General features: G+C 39.3%; 24 protein-coding genes and 1 riboswitch. Of the genes, 4 read left to right on the forward strand and 20 right to left on the reverse strand.

Translation table 11 applies throughout. From position 1 onward, the window contains the following. Positions 1–29 precede the first annotated feature (29 nt). The 9 genes from ACW0TQ_RS03750 to wrbA form a co-directional block, all read right to left on the reverse strand. A complete protein-coding gene (locus ACW0TQ_RS03750; protein ID WP_042531233.1) occupies positions 30–560 on the reverse strand; it encodes a hypothetical protein in 531 nt (176 codons plus the stop codon). 219 nt (positions 561–779) lie between these two features. Continuing rightward, positions 780–1,802 carry a ThiF family adenylyltransferase gene (locus ACW0TQ_RS03755; protein ID WP_455725355.1) on the reverse strand — a complete coding sequence of 341 codons (1,023 nt, stop codon included), beginning with the start codon at positions 1,800–1,802 and terminating at the stop codon, positions 780–782. Beyond that, entirely contained in the window at positions 1,792–2,562 is a 771-nt protein-coding gene (locus ACW0TQ_RS03760; RefSeq protein ID WP_042531229.1) for a thiazole synthase, read from the reverse strand. The genes ACW0TQ_RS03755 and ACW0TQ_RS03760 overlap by 11 nt, the downstream gene beginning before the upstream one ends. 4 nt (positions 2,563–2,566) lie before the next feature. Continuing rightward, positions 2,567–2,770 carry a sulfur carrier protein ThiS gene (thiS, locus tag ACW0TQ_RS03765; RefSeq protein WP_042531226.1) on the reverse strand — a complete coding sequence of 68 codons (204 nt, stop codon included), beginning with the start codon at positions 2,768–2,770 and terminating at the stop codon, positions 2,567–2,569. Continuing rightward, positions 2,767–3,903 (reverse strand): glycine oxidase ThiO, encoded by a 1,137-nt coding sequence (gene thiO, locus ACW0TQ_RS03770; RefSeq protein ID WP_042531224.1) that lies wholly within the window; start codon positions 3,901–3,903, stop codon positions 2,767–2,769. Before thiO ends, thiS begins: the two co-directional genes overlap by 4 nt. A gap of 14 nt (positions 3,904–3,917) precedes the next feature. Then, complete coding sequence (locus ACW0TQ_RS03775; RefSeq protein ID WP_226894733.1) at positions 3,918–4,646, reverse strand: thiamine phosphate synthase; 729 nt, start codon at positions 4,644–4,646, stop codon at positions 3,918–3,920. Further along, positions 4,642–4,737, reverse strand: a riboswitch (TPP riboswitch). Its footprint overlaps the gene before it by 5 nt. A 119-nt stretch (positions 4,738–4,856) precedes the next feature. Beyond that, positions 4,857–5,918: a suppressor of fused domain protein gene (locus ACW0TQ_RS03780; RefSeq protein ID WP_042531222.1), complete on the reverse strand. Its 1,062-nt coding sequence runs from the start codon at positions 5,916–5,918 to the stop codon at positions 4,857–4,859. Between the two features lie 54 nt (positions 5,919–5,972). Next, positions 5,973–6,539 (reverse strand): class I SAM-dependent methyltransferase, encoded by a 567-nt coding sequence (locus ACW0TQ_RS03785; RefSeq protein WP_244882350.1) that lies wholly within the window; start codon positions 6,537–6,539, stop codon positions 5,973–5,975. Between the two features lie 388 nt (positions 6,540–6,927). After that, a complete protein-coding gene (wrbA, locus tag ACW0TQ_RS03790; protein WP_042535902.1) occupies positions 6,928–7,539 on the reverse strand; it encodes an NAD(P)H:quinone oxidoreductase type IV in 612 nt (203 codons plus the stop codon). 481 nt (positions 7,540–8,020) lie between these two features. Here wrbA and ACW0TQ_RS03795 point away from each other — a divergent pair, with 481 nt between their 5' ends. Together ACW0TQ_RS03795 and ACW0TQ_RS03800 are read left to right on the forward strand one after the other, a co-directional pair. Beyond that, positions 8,021–8,260 (forward strand): hypothetical protein, encoded by a 240-nt coding sequence (locus ACW0TQ_RS03795; protein WP_042531220.1) that lies wholly within the window; start codon positions 8,021–8,023, stop codon positions 8,258–8,260. 24 nt (positions 8,261–8,284) lie between these two features. Then, positions 8,285–8,437 (forward strand): small acid-soluble spore protein P, encoded by a 153-nt coding sequence (locus tag ACW0TQ_RS03800; protein WP_040979436.1) that lies wholly within the window; start codon positions 8,285–8,287, stop codon positions 8,435–8,437. 182 nt (positions 8,438–8,619) lie between these two features. Here the strand turns inward: ACW0TQ_RS03800 and ACW0TQ_RS03805 are convergent, their stop codons facing one another. From ACW0TQ_RS03805 to ACW0TQ_RS03825, 5 genes are all read right to left on the reverse strand, one after another. Beyond that, positions 8,620–9,573 (reverse strand): SDR family oxidoreductase, encoded by a 954-nt coding sequence (locus tag ACW0TQ_RS03805; protein ID WP_042531218.1) that lies wholly within the window; start codon positions 9,571–9,573, stop codon positions 8,620–8,622. A 409-nt stretch (positions 9,574–9,982) separates the two neighbouring features. Then, positions 9,983–10,501 carry a TetR/AcrR family transcriptional regulator gene (locus ACW0TQ_RS03810; protein ID WP_455725365.1) on the reverse strand — a complete coding sequence of 173 codons (519 nt, stop codon included), beginning with the start codon at positions 10,499–10,501 and terminating at the stop codon, positions 9,983–9,985. A gap of 303 nt (positions 10,502–10,804) precedes the next feature. After that, positions 10,805–11,524, reverse strand: coding sequence for an EcsC family protein (locus ACW0TQ_RS03815; RefSeq protein ID WP_455725356.1), 720 nt, complete (start codon positions 11,522–11,524; stop codon positions 10,805–10,807). Between the two features lie 172 nt (positions 11,525–11,696). Continuing rightward, positions 11,697–12,242: a GNAT family N-acetyltransferase gene (locus ACW0TQ_RS03820; protein ID WP_341172410.1), complete on the reverse strand. Its 546-nt coding sequence runs from the start codon at positions 12,240–12,242 to the stop codon at positions 11,697–11,699. A gap of 28 nt (positions 12,243–12,270) precedes the next feature. Further along, positions 12,271–12,783: a GNAT family N-acetyltransferase gene (locus tag ACW0TQ_RS03825; RefSeq protein WP_193062531.1), complete on the reverse strand. Its 513-nt coding sequence runs from the start codon at positions 12,781–12,783 to the stop codon at positions 12,271–12,273. Between the two features lie 235 nt (positions 12,784–13,018). Here ACW0TQ_RS03825 and ACW0TQ_RS03830 point away from each other — a divergent pair, with 235 nt between their 5' ends. Continuing rightward, on the forward strand, positions 13,019–13,465 hold the full coding sequence (locus ACW0TQ_RS03830; protein WP_289584670.1) for an SRPBCC family protein: 447 nt from the start codon (positions 13,019–13,021) through the stop codon (positions 13,463–13,465). A gap of 93 nt (positions 13,466–13,558) precedes the next feature. Here the strand turns inward: ACW0TQ_RS03830 and ACW0TQ_RS03835 are convergent, their stop codons facing one another. The 3 genes from ACW0TQ_RS03835 to ACW0TQ_RS03845 form a co-directional block, all read right to left on the reverse strand. Beyond that, on the reverse strand, positions 13,559–13,891 hold the full coding sequence (locus ACW0TQ_RS03835; RefSeq protein ID WP_042531205.1) for an ArsR/SmtB family transcription factor: 333 nt from the start codon (positions 13,889–13,891) through the stop codon (positions 13,559–13,561). Beyond that, positions 13,892–14,311 (reverse strand): SRPBCC family protein, encoded by a 420-nt coding sequence (locus ACW0TQ_RS03840; RefSeq protein ID WP_042531203.1) that lies wholly within the window; start codon positions 14,309–14,311, stop codon positions 13,892–13,894. 225 nt (positions 14,312–14,536) lie between these two features. Beyond that, positions 14,537–14,956: a nucleoside 2-deoxyribosyltransferase gene (locus ACW0TQ_RS03845; RefSeq protein ID WP_042531201.1), complete on the reverse strand. Its 420-nt coding sequence runs from the start codon at positions 14,954–14,956 to the stop codon at positions 14,537–14,539. Positions 14,957–15,186: 230 nt separating this feature from the next. On the opposite strand from ACW0TQ_RS03845, the gene ACW0TQ_RS03850 reads away from it, so the two are divergent. Next, positions 15,187–15,975 (forward strand): class I SAM-dependent methyltransferase, encoded by a 789-nt coding sequence (locus ACW0TQ_RS03850; protein WP_042531199.1) that lies wholly within the window; start codon positions 15,187–15,189, stop codon positions 15,973–15,975. 88 nt (positions 15,976–16,063) lie between these two features. Here ACW0TQ_RS03850 and ACW0TQ_RS03855 read toward each other — a convergent pair whose 3' ends face one another. The 3 genes from ACW0TQ_RS03855 to ACW0TQ_RS03865 all read right to left on the reverse strand — a co-directional run bounded on the left by ACW0TQ_RS03855 (position 16,064) and on the right by ACW0TQ_RS03865 (position 20,775). After that, positions 16,064–17,347, reverse strand: a complete 1,284-nt coding sequence (locus ACW0TQ_RS03855; protein WP_289584668.1) for a histidine--tRNA ligase — start codon at positions 17,345–17,347, stop codon at positions 16,064–16,066. Positions 17,348–17,634: 287 nt separating this feature from the next. Then, complete coding sequence (locus ACW0TQ_RS03860; protein WP_042531196.1) at positions 17,635–18,501, reverse strand: DMT family transporter; 867 nt, start codon at positions 18,499–18,501, stop codon at positions 17,635–17,637. Positions 18,502–19,293: 792 nt separating this feature from the next. After that, complete coding sequence (locus ACW0TQ_RS03865) at positions 19,294–20,775, reverse strand: peptide MFS transporter (protein WP_193062501.1); 1,482 nt, start codon at positions 20,773–20,775, stop codon at positions 19,294–19,296. Between the last annotated feature and the right edge of the window lie 81 nt (positions 20,776–20,856).

Genomic DNA, 20,856 nt, shown 5'->3' on the forward strand with positions numbered 1-20,856 from the left:
CAATGATTTAGTTTAGATTACACAAGAAATTAAGAATCAGGATTCATTTTATAAATATGCTCTCTTAATTGCTTCTCCCACAGCTCCCGATTTTCCCTTTCTGCCAAATTATGTACATAATCAACTATTTCTATAAATCCCGCTTCATTCGGGTTCAGTCCGCCGACTCTAGTCGTGGAATCTGTTAAATGGACGTCGACATAATAAAAGCTCCCATCAACGGAGTCATCATCTGATACATCTTCGGGAAGCTGCCAGAAGTTATCTTCTATCAGACTTTTAATCTTTTCCACTTCTTCTTCAGAAACACTTGTTTCATATACTGGAGCATCTTCACCTATTTTTATATCACCTGTCTGTTCTGTATGCAGTGTCAGCTTCCCGTTTTCATAAACAGCATAGTTTACCGGGTAAAAATGTCTGTATTCATCTGGCCCGGTGGAAATAGAAGTTACTGTGATAAAAGGGCCGTCTGTTTCATAGTCTCTTTTTTCATTGCAGCCAGTTAGAATAATGAGGTAAACCAGGATGCTCAGAGTAAGATATATACCTTTCTTCATTTTTTCTTCACCACTTTTATACAGAATAATTTTAATTCATATTCGTTTTTCTAAGTATAAAACAAAACTTCATTCAGCGGAAATTTTTCTTTTCTCCCGCTGAATGAGCCTGATTGAGTCAAGGAGTCAGTTCACCTGATTTCCTATCTAAATTAATATATTTTCCTTTTTTATACAGGGTGTGGAATTTTATGGGCGTTTCCCTGTGATAAAAGTTAATTATCCCAAATAGCGGTGATAGATATTTTTTGCTTCCATCTGGTCCATCGTCCCATGAACCAATGCTCTCCCGTCCTGAAACAGCACAATACGGAAGGAGTCCACTTCAAACGAAAGCAGATAAGGATTTTGAAACAGCTTGATCTGGTTATTCTTCTGCAGCTCTTTGGCTACTTCATTCAAATCTGTTTGTTTACGCTGCGGACGGAGTTGGACGGTATTTCTGCCGCATAACACAGCGGTTTTCAAATGAGAATCGTAAGCAAGGTTTGGATAGCTTCTTTTCTCTGAGCATGATGGACAATCCGCTTTGCGTAAGGAAGCTACCTCTATTTCCACATGCTCATTGTTCCAAAGATCAAAGGAAATGATTTTTCCTGATAAAGCCGCTTCGTTACCCGTCAATAGCTTTAACGCTTCTGTTATCTGCTGGGAGACCACCTTTTGCACAACCGGCTGAATAACGCCGACGCTGTCACAGGTAGCGCCATTAACTGGAATGTATTCCTGCAAGCATTGTAGACAGGGAGTTTTTTTAGGAACCACCGTGAAAGTAACTCCATAGCTTGCTACAATCGCTCCATAAATCCATGGTTTCTGATACTTTTGCGCCATATCATTCAGCAAAAGTCTTGTCTCAAAATTATCCGTCGCGTCGATGATAAGATCTGCTTCAGGCACTATTTTCCGCAATATATCCGCCTCAGCATCTCCAACAATCGCATCTATTTTGACATGACTATTCACTTCAGAAAGCCGTTGTCTGGCAGCAATTGCCTTGGGCATTTTCTGTTCCATATCCCTTTCACTAAACAGCTGCTGCCGCTGCAGATTACTTTCTTCTACATAATCCCGGTCTATTAATGTTATGTGGCCAATGCCCGCACGCGTTAAAGCTTCCGCACTGCTCGACCCCAGAGCGCCTGCACCGATAATCAGCACATGGCTTTGGCTCAGCTTCTCCTGGCCAGACTCGCCGATTGGCGCAAATAATATCTGACGATGATAACGATTAGTTTCCAACGCTGATCCCTTCCTCCGGGCTGCTGGCTACAGCATAATCTTTCATCGCAATCCTTCCCGCTTCATACCCCAGTCTCCCTGCTTCTATTGCATATTTCATTGCCTCTGCCATTTTTACAGGGTCATGTGCTCCGGAAACAGCTGTATTCAGTAAAACACCTTCTGCGCCCAATTCCATGGCATACGCTGCATCAGCAGGCGATCCAATCCCTGCGTCGACAATGACAGGCACTTTTGACTGCTCGATAATAAAAGAAAGATTTAATGGATTGATGATTCCTTGCCCGCTTCCAATGGGAGAAGCTCCAGGCATCACGGCGTGGGCTCCTGCTTCCTCCAGTTTTTTTGCTAATACCACATCATCTGAGGTGTAAGGAAGCACTGTAAAACCTTCTGCCACCAGTTCTTCTGTTGCTTTCAATGTCTCTACCGGATCAGGCAGCAACGTTTTATCACAGCCAATGATTTCCACCTTGACCATATCACATCGTCCTGAAGCGGCCGCTAATTTAGCAATTCGCACCGCTTCCTTCGCATCCTTTGCCCCTGCTGTATTTGGTAAAAACGTATAGCGGTCCACATCGATTTTTTCTAAAAAATTGGGCAGGGAAGGATCATAAATATTCATCCTTCTGACAGAAAAAGTGAGTACCTCTGTCTCTGATTTATCTACCGCCTGTTTTTGAATATCAAAATCCGGATATTTACCTGTCCCTAAGAATAAACGTGATTTAAATTGATAGTTTCCAACTGTAAGCATTTGCTTAACCTCCTCCAACAAAATGAACGATTTCTACCTTGTCTCCATTTTCCAACACCGCTTTTTCATGCTCTTCCTTCTGTAATATCTGCTGATTATGCTCGATAATCAAAGGTTTATCTTCCAATCCCAGAAAGTCGATTAAGCCTTTGACATGCTTTACCTCTTCCTGCACTTCTAATCCGTTGCCATTCACTGTGATTTTCATGTTGATTCACCTGCCTTTTCCAATTTTTTATTTTGACGGTCCGCATGAAAGCAATCATAATAAAGCGGGGAAACCGGCTTATTTTCTATTAAATCTGCCATATAAATTCCCGTGATAGGCGATAGTAAGATGCCATTTCGATAATGTCCCTTTGCCGCATATAGGCCTGGGATTCCCGGAATCTCGCCCAAGTATGGCAGTTCGTCAGCTGTAGATGGTCTGATGCCTGCCCACATTTTTCTTATCCTCGCCTCTGCCAGCTCCGGAACCATTTTCTGCGCTCGTGACAGCAGTCTCTGGACGCTTGCGGCATGGACATGCTTATCCATTTTTCCTGGTATGGAGGAGGCTCCAACAATCACCTTTTTTCCCTGCTTCGGAACAAGGTAACAGCCATCCATCCAAAGTGTTGATTGAAATAGCTTCTGGTCCAGTTCTAACAGCAGACATTCGCCCTTCACCGGAATCGCAGCATAATCTGCAGGCAGCAATTCATCTCCGAAAGCTCCTGTTGCAACAATAACCTGGACCGCTTCATAGATTGCCTCTGTTGTCCGGACACCATAAACCGTTTCATTTTCTATCAACAGCTCATTAACGCTTTCCTGCTCATGCAACACCGCACCATAATGAGACGCAGCCAGAGAGAAGGCTTTGGTCAGATGACGGGCGGAAACCTGACCATCATCCGGCAAATACAGGACAGCACGAAGATTCTCCGTCAGGCTTGGCTCCATTTTTTTCGCTTCTTCTACTGACAGTAAATACGCAGGGTTCCCCGCTTCCCGCTGGAAGGACGCGACGCTTTGCAGCTTGCTGTATTGCTGCTGATGAAAAGCAAGCTTCATGATTCCTTTATGAATATATTGAATATCTACTCCTGACGCTTCCTTCAGTTCCTCGGATAAATTTTTGAATAGCGCTCTGCTCTCATGTGCAAACCGAAAAAGCGGACTGTCTTCTGTAAACTCTCCTTGAGCGCCTAACATACCTGCTGCGGCACTGGAAGCCTCGCAGCCGATTTGATTCCTTTCAATGACCAGCACCCGATTGCCTCTTTTGGCCAGCTGATAAGCAATAGAGCAGCCAATAACTCCGCCGCCTACAATAATTTGATCAAACTGTTTATTCATCTTCTCCCTCCTTTTCATATATTCAACGCTTGCCGGTAAGCTCTGACAGTTTGGACCGGATCCTCTGCCTGCCAAATACCAGACATGACCGCGATGCCGGCTGCTCCTGCGGCAGTTACTTCTTTCGCCCGCTCAGGAGTAATCCCGCCAATAGCATATACCGGCACAGACAGCGCGTTAGTCATTTCCTGTAGTTCCGTTAATCCTCTGGGCTGCTGATTGGCTTTGGACTTGCTGGAATAAATATGGCCATACAGCACATAATCAGCTCCCTCCTGCTGCGCCTGCTCTGCCTCAGCTAAAGAATGAACAGACTTTCCTGCCTTCAATTCAGGGAAGCTTTCTTTTACAAGTGGAATGGAAGGACTGTGAAACGCCAGCTGAATACCTGCGCACTGCTTTATCACAGCAATATCTACTCTGTCATTCACTATTATTTTCTCTAATGGCAATCCGATATTTTCTAATGCACCGATGATTTCCAGAATGTCCTTCGCTGTCTTGTTCTTCTCTCTGATATGCAAATAACCAATCTCAGCCTGAATCCGCTTCACTATTTGCAAATGCTGCTCGGAAAAACTGCCATCACTGATCAAGTGCAGATGCCTGTCCATCTTCTTCTCCCCTTTCTTCCATTTTCTTGCTTCAGGATTGGCAGAAGAACGAAAAAGACCACTTATCCAGCTGAGGGATAAGTGGTCTTGATTATATACAAATTCATTGTTCGAATGATATATCGTCATGTTCCTGCCACTTCCCTACGCTAGTGTTAACCAGATCAGGTTCAAAGGGTCCGAGTATTCGTCTCAGCCAAAGGCTCCCCTAGTGTTGCTTATTTAATTTTCAGATTACAAATAAAGAATAACATATAATTTTTTATTTTCAAAGATATTCTTTCAAAAGTGTTTAGCGATTTATCAAGGAAATGTTATTTTACTTTCAAATGAGTTCTCTTACCCAATTACCTGAACAACATTTCCTTCATTATCTTTGATGTATGTTTTAACAATTTTTACAGCCAGCTGTTCAAACGAGAATAGTTCCGCCACACCTTCTTTAGGAATCAGCTTCTCACTCAACTCGATTGTACTCTGTTCATCTAAAATTAGACGCACCTTATCCTTCTCCATTGCATATTCTGACTTTTCCCCGGGCTCTATAGCAATGACAATATCAGGACCTGCCAATGTCAGAGCCTTTCCTTTCAAGAGACGCCCTCGCAGCACTTTACTTATGGTTTCGGTTTGTTTTGCCCCCAGAGTCAGCATTGCTGGTTTTTTTCTGAATAAGCCCTTTTTTTCTGGAGTCCACGATAAATTATCGTTAAATAGAAATCCTGTATTGGATCCTTCCCGTTCTCTTCCTTCATCAACTTTTTGGGAGACATCTGCATGATTTAGTAAAGAATCTCTTTTTAAATCGGTAATAAACGCGGGCATATATGGGGAACTGGCAGAGAGAACACCTCGTGTATTCCACGTCTGCATTGCTTCGAGCTCATCATTTGTGATACCAACCATCTGCAGAAATTGCACTTGACCATTTTCTGTTTCTATTGTACCAAGCTCAGAATCCGTAATAAATGCCAATGCAGTTAATGCCGTATCTGATTCCAAACAGATAGGACCATTTGCATCCATATAGTCTCCATTTTTAAAAACATTACCGCTGTTAAAAACATATCTTCCCAAATTCTGAAGCAGATTAAGCGCCCAGGCTGGCGGTTCCTCTTCCCCTTCTTCTTTTTTCAATCTGAACGTTAATTCAAACCCAAAACCGCTTACTTCTGGATTATCGGTTTCTTTTTCGTAAATCTCTGAAAATCCATATGTAACTATATGCCAGTGCAAGCCTGGCGTTTCTGATTGATAAGCGCTGATTCCATCTAATGGATCCGGTCCGCCCAGCGAATAAGAGATCACTGTTCCATAATGCTTCGGTTCCTGCTTCCCATAAATTGCTTCCATTGCATTATCAATTGCATCCCAGCCGGCTGCTTTTACTTCTTCACTCATTAAATTCCTCCTCTGTTTCCCTTTCCAAAAAGACGATTTTTTCTTTCTAAAACACTACCCCTTTGTCGAAATACAAAACATCTCTGCAAAATCAGTGACGATGGTTTTTTTAGGATTACGCTTCACATCATATCTCATTTTCTCTAACCCTTCTTGGTAATCCTGATCATCAATCAACGTTAATATGGATATGTCTCTATTCTCTGCATACCCCAGATAATCCGACACCCTGATTTTTTCTAATCGATATGTCATCTGCAGTTCTGTGTTAAACCCTCTTATTGAAAGCTCATCAAAAATAACTTCCTTTTCCCAAAACCTTTTTACGTCCTCTTCATATGCTGTTGGAAAATAATGATATACCCACCATTTTCTCATATCATGGATAGCAATATTATGCAGCTTGTATACACCGTTTTTCTTCAAGACACGATATATTTCATCAAGCGCTGCTTCCTTCTTTAAAAAATGATGAAAAGCATAATTATTGGAGATATAATCAAACTTTTCATTCTCGTAGGGCATATCTTCAGCTAAACCATGCACGAGTGAGACATTTTTTAATTTGTTCTTCGCCTTTTTCAACATATCCTCTGAAGCATCAAGCCCGTACCAGCTCATGTTTCGACTATCAAAACAGGTTTATTTGAGTATTAAGATAAATACCTGTCCCGCATGCTAAATCTAACACGTGATACATTGGTTTAGGGTATCTATATTGATACTCCTTTAAATCCTTATCAAATTGCATTTCATCTAATCGATATGTATTGCTCTCATATTTATCAGCAATTTGCGAGTAATCAGTTATTTTCACATTGTTTTTCTTTGCCTTTTAATTATTAGGAGGAATTTAAATGCGGTATAAAGCCATTATACTTGTTTTCTCTATGTTTTTAAAAACTTACTATCCCCCTGATTCATGAAGCAGCGTCTCACTGCTTTCCGGATATACAAAAAAGACAGCACCATTCCAAATGAAAGGTGCCATCTTTTCTAATAGCATGAATTATTGATTTCCTTTTTTAACCCATTCAGCAGCTGTCACTGTACGTTGTGCCTGATGCTTAACTGTCGCTTCCACATCTTCCACCATTTTTCCGTCTTGATCAACAGTGACACTTGTACCATAAGGATTTCCGCCAGCTGCAAATACAGATTCATCCGAGTAGCCTGGAGGTACAATGATAGCTCCCCAGTGCATCATGCTCGTGTACAACGACAGGATCGTCGCTTCCTGACCGCCATGCGGATTCTGTGCAGAAGACATCGCACTGACTACTTTGTTCACTGTTTTTCCGCTAGCCCAAAGTCCGCCTTGGATATCTAAGAATTGCTTCATTTGAGAAGGCACATTACCAAAACGCGTTGGCGTGCTGAAGATAAGTGCATCTGCCCATTCAATATCTTCTGAAGATGCAACAGGAACATCCTTGGTTGCTTCTACGGTTGCTTTCCATGCCGGATTTCCTTCAATAGCAGATTCTGGAGCTAATTCCTGCACTTTCAATACTCTTACTTCTGCGCCATTTGCTTCCGCCGCTTCTGCTGCCCATTTTGCCATTTGGTAGTTCGTACCGCCCATACTATAAAAAATAACTGCTACTTTTGTTTTTGTCATCGTTTCTATCTCCTTTGATTCATTTGATTTTCCAAATAATTTATTTAAAAATCCCATTTCTTACACCTCTTTAAAATAGCTCTCTTTTTCTTCGCCAGAACCATCTCCTTTATTGGAGCGCTGCATCCCAATATCTAACTGTTCTTTTTATGCCTCATTTCAGCTTTTTTATACTTAGTGAAAAAATAACCGCTTTTTGAGACCATTCTGCTTCCAACTGTGTTTCATTTAGTTACCTATCATCACCCTTCTTTCTGAATTTATATTTAATCAAACTATAATTAATTCATTTATTTTTAATTCAATATAAATTATATGATGTACTTTTTATTTTGTCAACACATTATTTAAATCATTAGATAAACGATTAAAAAATAGGAAATGAATCAACAGATGAAAATACCGGTATAATTTCATAGAAATCAGAGAAAATACCAATAAGATACCTTAAATAACAATAAAGTAATCGGGGGTGCTCTAGATGAGCCAGCCATATCAATGTCCCAGATGTAAAACAAACCGGTCGCGTTTCAATGTCATTGAACAAGTAGCGAATCCGGTCAAATTAGATGCCAGCACAGGAGAAGTATTAAATGATTACACGCAGGAGCCGCTGGAAGTATTTCACATCGCCTATAATGGGCCTGAGAGAAGAATACAGTGCGGAGCATGCGGCTTAATCGAGGATGAAAATACGTTTGTAAATACAAAAGCACAATAACTACACGACGGAGGTTGAATATAAATGACGAAAAACCGAAAAGGACCAAAACAGCAGGAACAACCTAATTTGCCGCAAAGTCCAAAGCAGCCTTATGGCGAACCATTGGCAGGTTCTCATAAAGTGAAGAATAAAAATCATTCCAGACAAAAAAATAATGCATCGCATGATATGTGACGCATGAATGGTTTATACCATATACAAAACAAACATTGTAAAGACTGTAAGGGTCAATTGCTTTGTATATGGTAGAGAACTTTCATATCTTTGCCTCTTTAACTTTACATTGACCCCATTATTTACTTCATTATCTTACTTTATCACCATTAGCTTTTGTTACCCCTGTTAACTTTATAACATTAATTTTTATTGCCTATTAAAGATAGTAATGTTTCTTCCAGCCCATTTTGAAAAGGAGTTGCTGGAATGGGGCCAATCCGTCTTTCATATTTATCTCCACTCAAAATAAATCCTTCTTTGGTAAGGTACATGATTTCAACAATTTCTCTCATAAATGCATCAAACAAACCCATACACCGGATAACATTTTTAGTCAGAGGAATAACCACCTTCTGATTTCCTGTTACTTTCCGAGCAATTCGAATAATCTCTTTACCTGAAATCAATCCAGCACCTGGTATGTTCCAATTCTCTCCATAGGAATCGTCTTTATCTGCTATATTCACAATCATCTTAGCAGCATCTGGCAAATAAACATATTCACGGGGCGTTTGTAAATTACCAATAAAAATGGACATTTTACCTGCAGCCATTCCATCAAGTGTAGGCTGCAAGTAAGAATTTTGTGAAGTTGGGCCATAATAATCTGGCAACCTGACAATTAAAGCTTTTGCTCTTTTCCATTTTCCGCTGAATATCAATTGTTCGAAAGCTACTCTAAGTTTACCTTTTTTTGTATGTGGATGTTGAGGATGGTTTTCATCTCCTTTCGCAACTTGGTGTCCATATACATAAATGCCATCAACAATCACGATTCTTTTTCCCAAAATATCTGCTGCTTTCATCACACTTTCTCCCAGCGGCATCAATTTTTCCGCCATTTCCTGATATGGAATATTAGCACACTGAAAGATAACATCTGCATCTTTAGCAGCTTCCACAATCGTTTGACAATCAAATATGTCTCCCAGCTGATAGGTAAGATTCAAATGATGATTGTGTTCTGCCATTAATGCTTCCAATTTATTTTGAGAGCGTCCGAAGGCAATGACCTCTCTTCCTCTGTCTAATAGTTCTGAAACCATAACTTGACCAGTACCCCCGGTTGCGCCTAATACAATTGCTTTTTTCATTTTCAATACTCCCTTCTTTTGGTTATTGATTAATCAATAACTAAAAAACAAAAATAATTTCCATGTTACATCTTTTACGCCTATTAAGGTATTACCTTCAATATAAGCTTGATAAATAAAAGAATTAATCCCAATATGTGAACAATACAATCACAGCGACAGCAATGCCTAATCCGACAGATAAAGTGGAAACAGCATGTTCCTTTTTATTTTTCACCATCATTTTTTCAACCACCTTTTAATTATTGATTAGCAACTAATTAATCCAACCAGCTGATGAGACAAACAGCAATAATTCCAATAAAAACATAATCTACCTTACGTAATTTCACATTCTCACCCCCTAAATTATTTATTGATTAATCAATCACTTCTTTGCAAAAATAAATAATCAACTTTCATTGATTATTTATTTTGTTTTCTCATCAATAAGCTCGGGAAGGTCTAAGAAATAAGAAATATTACATAGCATTCCTCTTGCTAAAAACGTACTGGCTTCCCTTTCTGCATCCTTTATTCCGGCAGACTTGAATCTTTCTAAAGTATAGCTTCTGATGTCAGATAATCCTTTTTTTGCAGTACGCTGTATCGATTTTTCTGTTACGGAAATTCCTATTACCTGCAAAGCAATCTCATTAGGATACAATTCGGACAGTTCTTCATAGGCTTCAATCATTTTTTCAACGAGCTGTTCCGGGCTTGCTTCCACATTTTTAAACGTTTGCAGAATCCTTTCAAATGCCCGATCTAAGGCAGCAATGAATAACTCTTCCTTTGTTTTATAGAATCGAAAAACATACGGCTGAGAGATAGCAGCTTTTTCTGCAACATGAGCGGTAGTTGCATTATAATAGCCTTTCTTTGCAAATACTTCTAATCCAGCCTCTAGAATTTCTTCTTTCCGATTTTCCTTCTTTAATTTTACCATCATAGTGCACCTGCCCAAAAATTAAGTGATTAATCAATTACAAATAAATCCTAACGTTATTTTTAGATTCATGCAAGTACTTTGTAATAATTTTTAATGAAAAATGTTAAAACCATCCCCTCTCCCATTACTCATTTTCTATTCCAGCAGGCGTTTTTTTTCAGATAGCTCATTTATATTTTTATAATCAAGTTCATTGGGAAACGGGCAGCAATATTATTTACGCCCTTTTGAGCTTCCCGATTGAAGCTTCATTCACCTAAAATACTGCAGCATCTTCCTCAGAGACCTCATAGGAACCTTTCACTTCTCCGCTTGCAGCTCAAAATGGCGCATCCTGTATGCATTCATTGCTGTTTCTCCAAGCGTGTCCATCAGATTATGATTTGCATATGCACCTACAATTGCACCAACCCCCGGAACGAGCTGTAGCATTTTCACCAAATCAATATAATCGCGATACTCCTGCTGGAAAACATGCCAATCCATATCAGCCAGCTGCTCCTTCTCCTGCTCCCAATTTTCGATTATATAAAACGTATCCTTCCGTTTTTCATCGCTGGAAAATGCAAGTTGGAAAACATGGAGGATAAATAGCCGTTCCTCATATTCATTTGCATCATAGCCATAGACTGCTGCCAATTCAAACAAAAATTTCATCTTGATTGACAGCAGCAGCGGAAAATCTGCAAATCCAAGGAAAATACCTCCTGCCCCTGTTCCAGCTCCTTCAACTACTGCTGTTTTACGATAAGAAACTAGCTTTTCTTTGGCTATTTGATCCCTTTCAAACAAGGAAAGTTCGGTTGGTTCAGGTTTCTTCGTTGTCATATTGGATCCGGCCAATGTCGCTTTCACCATATTTTTAATGCTGCCTGTAATGATCTGGTGCGCCTTCTCAGGAATCATGCTATTTATTTTCTTTTGCGCTTTTTTCGATAACTGATTAAAAAGACTGGATTTTTTCAAAACTTTATTACGCCAAACTCGAAGCTCTTCATACACGATTGTTTCATAATCCATATTCAAAAACCTGCCTTTTCTTTTCTATACTTTATTCATACGTTTTAATCAGAAAAGAGTTTCATTTATGGGTTGAATGAAGATTTTAACCAGCAAAGATGCAATAAAATATCACTGAATTACATGATTCAGCCTGAAGGAAAGAATAAAAAAAATCTTAATTCGTCATGAATTAAGATTTTCGTCTGTCATTTTTTTCTGCCCACTCACCAGCTAATATCTCCATCTCAATCTGCGTCCAATATTCATCTCCCATTTTTGCCACATCCTGCAAGATTCTTTCTCTCCGGAATCCCGCTGCTTCATAGCATTTAATGGCTGATACATTAAAATCAAACACACCCAAAGTAACCTTATGTAAGTTCAATTTTTCAAATGCAAATGTTAATGCTGCATGTATAATCTGAGCTCCATACCCTTTTCCTCTGCTGTCAGCAGCACCAACTAATACCTTGCCGATCCTTGCTGAATGATTATTTCTATCCACTTTCCCCAGCGAAACATGTCCTACGACTTCATTCGTCCCATTATCAATCACTTTAAATATGTATTTAGAAGCCTCTGGTTCATTCGCTCCTTCCAAATACGTTGCAAGCTGCTCGTTCGTCAAAGGATAACGGAATGTCGGACCGCTCCACTGTACAATAAAGGAAGCATCAGGCACCCAATCAATTAATTGCTGGAAATCTTCTTTTGAAAAGTATTCTAATCGAATCAAGGCAAAAGCTCCCTTTCATATCATTAATCTATTCTTCCACAGGGTTTTCCGGTCCGTTAAGCTCTAATTGATAAAACGCTAAATCTCTCCATTGCTTAAATTTAAAGCCAGCTTTTTTTATCGTGCCCGCATGTTCAAAACCAAATTTCTCATGCAAAGCAATACTTTTCTCATTCGCAGCATCAATGCCGGCAATCATTGTCATATATTCTCTTTCCCGGGCGACAGCGATAATTTCTTGCATCAATAAGCTGGCAATTCCTTTTTTCCGATAGCTCTTGTCCACATACACAGAATGTTCAACGGAATATTTATAAGCCGGCCAATCTCTGAAAGGCCCGAATGTAGCAAATCCCGCCACGTTTCCATCCTGTTCACAAACAAATATGGGATAACCCGCATCCTTTTTCTGCTTAAACCATACTTCTCTGTTCTCCAATGTTTGCGGTTTATAAGAATAAACAGCGGCAGTATGCACGATGGCGTCATTATAAATCTCTAAAATGGCTGATAAATCATTTGTCGTTGCTTCTCTTATCATTTTATTCTTCCTTTCAAAGCAGTTTTCTCAGCAGCACTACGCATTTTATTAAAAATGTGTTCATGTAAGCTGCCAATGAAGGTTAAGTAATTTCTTTTCAATATAATATTCACTTGATAACTACTAATCTTATCACATATCATCTAAATACAAATAGCAATAAAAAAGAAACCTTGCTGTATGTAAAGTGGTATTCTAAATACAAATGAACTTTAAATCACAAGGAGGTTTTGTAATGCAGAGAGAGAAGCCGGAAATGATAACCGTGGAGACAACCGTTCATGCACCTGTTGATAACGTATGGACTTATTGGACAGAGCCAGAGCATATCACAAAGTGGTATGTTGCTTCTAAAGAGTGGCATGCACCAAAGGCAGAGAATGATTTAAGAGCCGGCGGTAAATTCATTACTCGAATGGAAGCAAAGGATGGGAGTTTTGGATTTGATTTTGGCGGTATATATGACGAGGTAATCCTCCATGATACCATTGCTTATAAACTGGATGATGGAAGAAAGGTGACAATTGCTTTCACGTCTCAAGGCAACACAACAAAGATCACAGAGGTCTTTGAAGGGGAATTTGAAAACTCCATCGAGATGCAAAGAAATGGCTGGCAGGCGATATTAGACAATTTTAAAACGTATAGTGAACAGGCAGATCAGGGTATAACCTTAGTATAAAACGAAACTGCATTCAGCGGGAATGTTACAGGCATTTCTTCATGTTGAAGCCGCTTAAAGTGATAATAAGCGGCTCTTTTTCTTTGTCGTTTTTTACGCTTTATCCTCTTCCTCATTCTCTACCAAATACTTCAGCATAGACAATTTATTATCCCAGAATCGTTCAAAATAGGAAAGCCAATCTTTTATTTCTGTCAGCGGCTCTGCATGCAAGTAATAGATTTTCTCTCTGCCAACCTTTTCTCCTGAAACAAGCTTCGCCTCAGAAAGTATAGTAAGGTGCTTTACTACTGCTGTTCGGGTAATAGAAAAATGGGAAGTGATTTCTGAGATAGCTAGCCTTTGATCTGACAGTAAATATAGAATTTCCCTTCTGGTCGGATCCGCAATGGCTTGGAAAACATCATGTTTCTTTACAGCTGTCATTTAAACTTCAACAACCTTTCTCAGTCTTTCCCTCACAATATTCTCCCATCCTTTATTCATTCTCTCTCTGATAACAGAGCTCTTCTCATTCGGTTTGGTAATTACTGCTTCTGCTTCTTTCCAGCCTCCATGGATAAGTGTGAATTCTGTACGATTTCCTAAATCCTTCAAAATGAAGGAAACAACCCATCCATCTGTATCCCACGCAAAAGATATTTTATTGGGTTTGTCTACTTCTAATACCTTGCAAGGTGATGGCCCAAATGGTGATTGGATGGTAAATTCATGCCCTGCTTCCGCTTCAAAATCATTTGGCATAAACCAAGCGGCTATTCCTTCTGAGGTGGACACCTTTTCCCAGACCTTTTCAATTGGAGCATTAAAAATAATTGTCTGTTCAATATCTTTAAGTTTTTCCATATTCATCTAGCCTCTTTTCCCACTTCATATAACACCTTTTGGTTTTGTTTTCATTATAACACCAAAAGGTTTCATGTCAATAATTTTTAATGTTATAATCCACTTCTTTACTTGGTTAACCGATTTCTGCAATAAAAAATCCTGTAATCACAGGATTTTCATCGAACTGTTTCATTGATAGGTGAACTGTTTCATCCATCAAAAGGTATTCCCTGCTGTACTTAATCAGAACATTTCCCCCTGATAAAAGGAGCTTGGCATTGCTTCAAAATCATATTCTCGCAGCTCTTCCAAGGTGACATTGGCATGAGCTCCTTCATGCACCATCAAGTTACTGTCCTCGCCTACATGAACTGCAATAAACGGTTTATTCGTTCCATAGGCGTAACCTAATTCAAATGCTGTTCCGCTATCTGAATAATTCCCATGATAAACGCCAACAACGATTTCCGCCCAATCAATAAACTTTTTATCATTGGTAAATGTTGCAATCGACCAATGCCGGCTCCCTTCCTCCAAATGATCCATTTGGTTTTTCCGCGGTGAAAAAACATCCAATCCTTTTGCTTCTAAAATTTGTTCCGCTTCTTTTAAAGGCTCCATCTCTTTTTCATTAAAGAATGGGCTTGCTAAATAGACTCTCATATTTTGACCTCCATATGTATAATAAATACCATTCAGTTAAAAACGGCATGCATGTTTAAGTATATCCTTATTATCCGGCTTACTCAAAATTGGATGCTGTTATCCTTCCATCGGTGACTTGAGAATGAACATTTATTAAACAATTTAGTTTGCAAGCTGAGATACATCCCATATAATACAACTAATACGCACAGATTTAATCAACAGATTCTACATGAGGAGGAAGCATCATGGAACAATATGTAAAAGATAGCTGGAATGCAGATTTATACGATGGGAATCATTCCTTTGTATCATCATTTGGAAATCATTTATTAGAGCTTTTATCTCCCGTAGAAGGTGAACAGATTCTTGATGTCGGATGTGGCACAGGAGATTTAGCCCATCAAATCAATCAGCATGGCGCCGCTGTAACCGGCGTAGATAAATCAGAAAATATGGTGCACAAGGCAAACGATAAATATCCCGATATAATGTTTATGCCAAAAGATGTTTTAGAACTCGAATACAACAATGATTTTGATGCCGTTTTCTCTAATGCAACACTTCATTGGGTAAAGCAGCCCAAAGAAGCACTTCAGCACATCTATAACAGCTTGAAACCCGGCGGTAGATTTGTTGCAGAGTTTGGCGGTAAAAGCAATGTTCAAACGATTACAAATGAAATCATCCATCAGGTTAAAAAAGCTGGAATTCCCTATACACCGGAACAGTTCCCATGGTACTTCCCAAGCATAGGAGAGTATGCAGCATTAATGGAGGAAACGGGATTTAACGTAACCTTTGCCCAGCATTTCAATCGGCCGACACCCTTAGAGGGAGACAACGGGCTGAGAAATTGGATGGAAATGTTCTGCGGAAATATCTTTGAAAATCATCCGGAAGCTATCAAAGAGCGTGTGATGATACAGGTAGAAAATAACTTAAAGGATGCCCTGTACCAAGAAGGGCAGTGGATTGCAGATTATAAACGACTTCGTGTCGTCGGAATAAAGCAAGGCGGCATACCTGCTAAATAAGTTTTGATTAAATAGACAGAACAGGAATCTATAAAAAGAGGGCCATATAGATTCCTGCCTCCCCTTATACTTCTCACCAATCCTCTATTCAACGAAACGAAAATGATTCTATCGTCTCTTTTCCCGAAAGCATATCCTTCACGTTAAACTGATTCTTCCTGACTTCCTCATCGCCAATGATAATCACGTTTCGTATGTTTTCTTTATTCGCCCTGTCAAGCGCCTTACCGACCTTTTTATTGCCTAATTCCACATCTACGTTATATCCTTTATCCCGGAAATATGTTGACACAGACAATGATTCTTTTTGTCTTCCCAGAGGAATAATATAATAATCCACCTCTCTTCCAGCAGGTTCGATTCCTCCCGCAGCAGCCATCGCTGTATAAATCACATCCAGCCCAAAAGAGATTCCAACGGTAGAGAAAATTTCATCTGTTCCTATCAGTCCGCCGATTGCATTATCATATCTTCCGCCGCTTCCAATGCTTGACTTCATCGAATCATCCGCTAAAAACATTTCATAAACGGTACCTGTATATATTTCTAGCCCCCGTGCCAGAAACGGATTAAATATACATTGGTCGCTAATATCCAAATAATCAAGATACGATTTGAGCTCTTTTAGTTCCTGCAATCCCTGTCTGACTTGTTCATTTTGATTAGATAATGATTCAAAGCGGATAAAGTCCGTATGATCGTCATCTGTCAAAAATTGTTTAATGGAGCGGGCCGCATCATCTGACACCCCTAGTTCAGCAAGCTCGGCTATAACTGCGTCCACCCCTATCTTCTCCAGCTTATCCAAAATCAGCACCACTTTATTGATTTTCGCATCCGCTACACCAAACACTTCCAATGCTCCGGTTAATAATTTCCTATTATTATATTGAATATTCACCTGCATTCCGAGCTTGTCAAAGCCATCCAGCGCCATCATCATTAATTCCGCTTCAGCTATTTGTGAATCTGCGCCGACAATATCCACATCACACTGGGTAAATTCACGCAATCTTCCTGTTTTTATTGGCCCATCCCGAAATACTTTACCAATTTCATACCGCTTAAATGGCAGCTTCAATGTCGGATTCATTGCAGCCACCTTGGCAAAAGGTATCGTAAGGTCATAGCGCAGAGCTAAATCCCTTTCTCCTCTATCTGTTAAAGTGTACATCTCCTCTAATATTTCCGCACCGCCGCCATATTTAGAAGCAAGCAATTCCGTATAATTTAAGATAGGTGTTTCCAGCGGCTGACATCCATATTGGATAAATACATCCTCTAATGTTCTCCGGATATTTCTCCGTACGCTTTCTGACTCCGGTAAATAATCTTGTGTTCCTTTTACATTTTGATAATCTATCTTCTTCATTTTCCTTACCTCCTGTTTTTGAATACAAAAAAAATCGCACTCTGAGTTAAGTGATTTACTTAATTCGGGATGCGATTTCATGAATAATAGCCTTCCTCATTCGATTTTTTAAAAGTTAAATCGATAAAGCAAGGCTAGTTGATATGATGAGGGAATTGTGAGAAGGAATCATTTATTTTAACGAAAACCATTTTGCTCACCTCTGATTTTGGATCAGTTTATCATAGCCGTTTGGTAATTTCAAAGGAAAAAACCTGTACCCATTCAAGCGCAGGTTTTTCAATGCGCTATTCTTTAACCTCTTTCAAATCCCGATTATTTCGCAGGAACATATAGAAGGATGCACCGAATATGGCCAGATAGCCAAGGATACTCCATATGTCTGGGATTTGGCCAAAGAGCGCAATACTGATAATACCGGAATATACAACGGTCGAGTAGAAAAAGATGGATATTTCTTTTGCTGGAGCAAATTTGTAAGCAACGGTAATCCCAAACTGTCCCACCGTAGCGAACACTCCTGCTGCAAGTAAGTACAACCACTGCAGCCCGCTCATCGGCTGATAAAACAAGATAACAGGCGGTAATAAAATCACAGTGGAAAAGAACGAGAAGTAAAATACAACCGTATAAAATTGTTCTTTATTCCCAAGCACCCGTAAAACGGTGTACGCTCCTCCTGCAAAAACTGCGGATAAAATCCCTGCTGCATATGGAACCATATCTAGATTGAAGACCGGTTTGATAATAAATAACGTTCCAAGAAATGCGATAATAACAGAGACCACCTGAAACCGCATCACGTATTCCTTTAAGAAAACCGCAGCAAAAATAATGGTTATAAATGGACTCATTTTATTCAGCATATCCGCATCGGAAAGCACTAGATGATCGATGGCATAGAAATTAAGCAATACCCCAGTCATCCCCAGAGCAGAGCGCAGAAGTAAATATTTTTGATTTTCCTTTTTCCCAAAAAGCCGTTCTCTATGATAAAGAACAAAACCCAACGCAATAACCATTGAGATTCCATTGCGAAATAATGTTTTTTGTATTGTAGGCACATCTCCTGACAGCTTTACAAACATGGCCATCAAAGAAAATCCTAACGCTGATAATAATAACAATAAAATGCCTTTATTTCTGTCACTCATGAAATGTTTACTTCCTCCTCTTTGATTGTTCCTTTATTTTTAATAAAACATTTAAAAATGCTGCTTCCTTCGTTAATAACATAGTTGTACTACCGCAGTGCGGTACTGATAAGCTTACGATTATTATTTTCTAAAACAAAGCAATCATACTATGAAAAAGCCAGATAACCCATGAAAAGAACCCATATTTGAAAATATCATAATGGGTTCTTTTCTACAAGTTGCTATTATAAGGACAGAAAATACTTTATGGAATGTAAAATTTATGACCAGCAAACTTCGTCAATCTCATAATCATTCGAGGAATCCGTGTCTCCCGTTAAACAGGTGAAACAGCTATTGATAAACAAGTGCACTTCCAATTGCTCATATACTTTCTCTGCAAGTCACTTCAGTTTTCTTATCTTGAACTGCCTGTTTTAACCTCTTTCTAATTTGCTGCCGGGTTATTTTTACAATAGTCTATTATAAACTGCTCCATTTTAATAGGTACCATTTCAAATCCTCTTTCTATATAATTTCTATTTCTATCTTAAATGAAAAGGGTTGGTACATCTAATTTTTGCTGCGTATCTATGAAACGCACCTTTTTATACGAATATTTTTCGGACGATTTCCAATGATAAATCCGGATGTCAATACTCTATAAACACAAATTCACCATGACCCAATAAAGTGGGTTATCAACGTGTATCATTAAAATAACCACCCCTCTGCCCTGGTAAGCAGTTGGGTGGCAATAAAAAAATTTGTATGGTTAATCACATGCGTGCAAAGTTCTATTCCATCCAATTACACTCTCTTTTTATAAAAAGAAGAGAAAAAGAACAATACTACACCTAGCAACACAGCAATCCCGCCAATAATTCCAAAGTAGAGAATCTCGGTTTCCGGGCTGTATAGTTTAACAATTTGCGCATTAATTGCCTGTGCCGATGCATTAGACAAGAACCAAAGACTCATTGTTTGGGCAGAGAATGCAGCAGGAGCCATTCTTGTTGTAGCTGCTAAACCGACTGGTGATAAACATAGCTCACCAAATACTACAATCAGAAAGCTGAGCACAAGCCATATTGGACTTACCAGCGTATCAGGACCTGCGTAAATTGCTGGAATGATCATGATCAAGAAAGATAGACCAGCAAAAACCAGACCTAGTGAGAATTTTTTATGCGTAGATGGCTGTCTTTTGCCAAGCTTCATCCAAAGTGCTGCAAATACCGGCGCTAACAGAACAATAAATAATGGATTGAATGATTGGAACCAAGATGATTGTAAGGAAAAACCGGCAAATGATAATCTTGTCCGCTCATCGGCATATTGTGCCAAAATAACCGCTCCTTGTTCTTGGATCGCCCAGAACACCATTGCTGCAAGGAACAGCGGAATATAAGCAAGTAAACTCTTTTGCTCCTGACTGGTTGTTTTCTTACTGAAATACATGACTAAAAAGTAAATAATCGGAATAATTATCCCTAATATACTGACTAACATGATAAATCCATCAATGGTTAAAATACCGTTAGAAATCAGAATAGCGCCTGCGATGATAACCACAATCGCGCTGATTCCCATTTTTAAAAATACAGATTTCTTTTCCTCCGGTGATAGAGGATTTGGTACATAAGAGCCAGCAAGACCTAAATATTTCTTTCTTGTAGCCAAGAAAATAATCAGCCCGACTAACATACCAAGAGCTGCTACTCCAAATCCTAAATGGAAATTATATTTTTGCCCGAGTGTTCCGACAATAAATGGTGCAATTAAACCACCAAGGTTAATCCCCATATAGAATATACTAAATCCGGCATCAGTACGCGGATCTTCTTTATCATATAAATCCCCGACGATATTAGATACATTCGGTTTTAACAGCCCTGTTCCAATAACAATTAAGCCCATTGATACGAATAGAGCTGTAACTCCTCCCGGAAAGGATAAGGCAATATGACCTGCCATAATCAATATGCCGCCATAAAAGACGGTGCGTTTCGTACCAAGCAAACGGTCAGCAATCCAGCCGCCGATAATCCCTGACATATAAACAAGCGAGCCATAAATAGCCATGATGGAAGCAGCGGTTCCTTTATCCAGATTCAGTCCGCCATCTTTAATCGCATAATACATATAGTAAAGTAAGATTGCTCTCATACCATAGTATGAAAATCTCTCCCAAAACTCTGTGAAAAATAATGTAAACAACCCTTTAGGATGTCCGAAAAAACCTTTTTGCGGAATACTCTTAAGGATCTCTTGTGGGTTCTTCGATGTCATAAGCTTTCTGTCCCTTTCTATTTATATTAATTTGTTTTTGCCATATATAGGCTTCCATATATTACGGAGCATCCATTCCAG

Source organism: Oceanobacillus sp. M60 (genome assembly GCF_053839645.1).

What these genes read in the sequence shown, in the direction of transcription:
- ACW0TQ_RS03750 (WP_042531233.1), bottom strand. Translation starts at nt 560, where the DNA reads ATGAAGAAAGGTATATATCTTACTCTGAGCATCCTGGTTTACCTCATT.
- ACW0TQ_RS03760 (WP_042531229.1), bottom strand. Translation starts at nt 2,562, where the DNA reads ATGCTTACAGTTGGAAACTATCAATTTAAATCACGTTTATTCTTAGGG.
- thiS (WP_042531226.1), bottom strand. Translation starts at nt 2,770, where the DNA reads ATGAAAATCACAGTGAATGGCAACGGATTAGAAGTGCAGGAAGAGGTA.
- thiO (WP_042531224.1), bottom strand. Translation starts at nt 3,903, where the DNA reads ATGAATAAACAGTTTGATCAAATTATTGTAGGCGGCGGAGTTATTGGC.
- ACW0TQ_RS03775 (WP_226894733.1), bottom strand. Translation starts at nt 4,646, where the DNA reads ATGACGATATATCATTCGAACAATGAATTTGTATATAATCAAGACCAC.
- ACW0TQ_RS03780 (WP_042531222.1), bottom strand. Translation starts at nt 5,918, where the DNA reads ATGAGTGAAGAAGTAAAAGCAGCCGGCTGGGATGCAATTGATAATGCA.
- ACW0TQ_RS03785 (WP_244882350.1), bottom strand. Translation starts at nt 6,539, where the DNA reads ATGAGCTGGTACGGGCTTGATGCTTCAGAGGATATGTTGAAAAAGGCG.
- wrbA (WP_042535902.1), bottom strand. Translation starts at nt 7,539, where the DNA reads ATGACAAAAACAAAAGTAGCAGTTATTTTTTATAGTATGGGCGGTACG.
- ACW0TQ_RS03795 (WP_042531220.1), top strand. Translation starts at nt 8,021, where the DNA reads ATGAGCCAGCCATATCAATGTCCCAGATGTAAAACAAACCGGTCGCGT.
- ACW0TQ_RS03800 (WP_040979436.1), top strand. Translation starts at nt 8,285, where the DNA reads ATGACGAAAAACCGAAAAGGACCAAAACAGCAGGAACAACCTAATTTG.
- ACW0TQ_RS03805 (WP_042531218.1), bottom strand. Translation starts at nt 9,573, where the DNA reads ATGAAAAAAGCAATTGTATTAGGCGCAACCGGGGGTACTGGTCAAGTT.
- ACW0TQ_RS03810 (WP_455725365.1), bottom strand. Translation starts at nt 10,501, where the DNA reads ATGGTAAAATTAAAGAAGGAAAATCGGAAAGAAGAAATTCTAGAGGCT.
- ACW0TQ_RS03815 (WP_455725356.1), bottom strand. Translation starts at nt 11,524, where the DNA reads ATGGATTATGAAACAATCGTGTATGAAGAGCTTCGAGTTTGGCGTAAT.
- ACW0TQ_RS03825 (WP_193062531.1), bottom strand. Translation starts at nt 12,783, where the DNA reads ATGATAAGAGAAGCAACGACAAATGATTTATCAGCCATTTTAGAGATT.
- ACW0TQ_RS03830 (WP_289584670.1), top strand. Translation starts at nt 13,019, where the DNA reads ATGCAGAGAGAGAAGCCGGAAATGATAACCGTGGAGACAACCGTTCAT.
- ACW0TQ_RS03835 (WP_042531205.1), bottom strand. Translation starts at nt 13,891, where the DNA reads ATGACAGCTGTAAAGAAACATGATGTTTTCCAAGCCATTGCGGATCCG.
- ACW0TQ_RS03840 (WP_042531203.1), bottom strand. Translation starts at nt 14,311, where the DNA reads ATGGAAAAACTTAAAGATATTGAACAGACAATTATTTTTAATGCTCCA.
- ACW0TQ_RS03845 (WP_042531201.1), bottom strand. Translation starts at nt 14,956, where the DNA reads ATGAGAGTCTATTTAGCAAGCCCATTCTTTAATGAAAAAGAGATGGAG.
- ACW0TQ_RS03850 (WP_042531199.1), top strand. Translation starts at nt 15,187, where the DNA reads ATGGAACAATATGTAAAAGATAGCTGGAATGCAGATTTATACGATGGG.
- ACW0TQ_RS03855 (WP_289584668.1), bottom strand. Translation starts at nt 17,347, where the DNA reads ATGAAGAAGATAGATTATCAAAATGTAAAAGGAACACAAGATTATTTA.
- ACW0TQ_RS03860 (WP_042531196.1), bottom strand. Translation starts at nt 18,501, where the DNA reads ATGAGTGACAGAAATAAAGGCATTTTATTGTTATTATTATCAGCGTTA.
- ACW0TQ_RS03865 (WP_193062501.1), bottom strand. Translation starts at nt 20,775, where the DNA reads ATGACATCGAAGAACCCACAAGAGATCCTTAAGAGTATTCCGCAAAAA.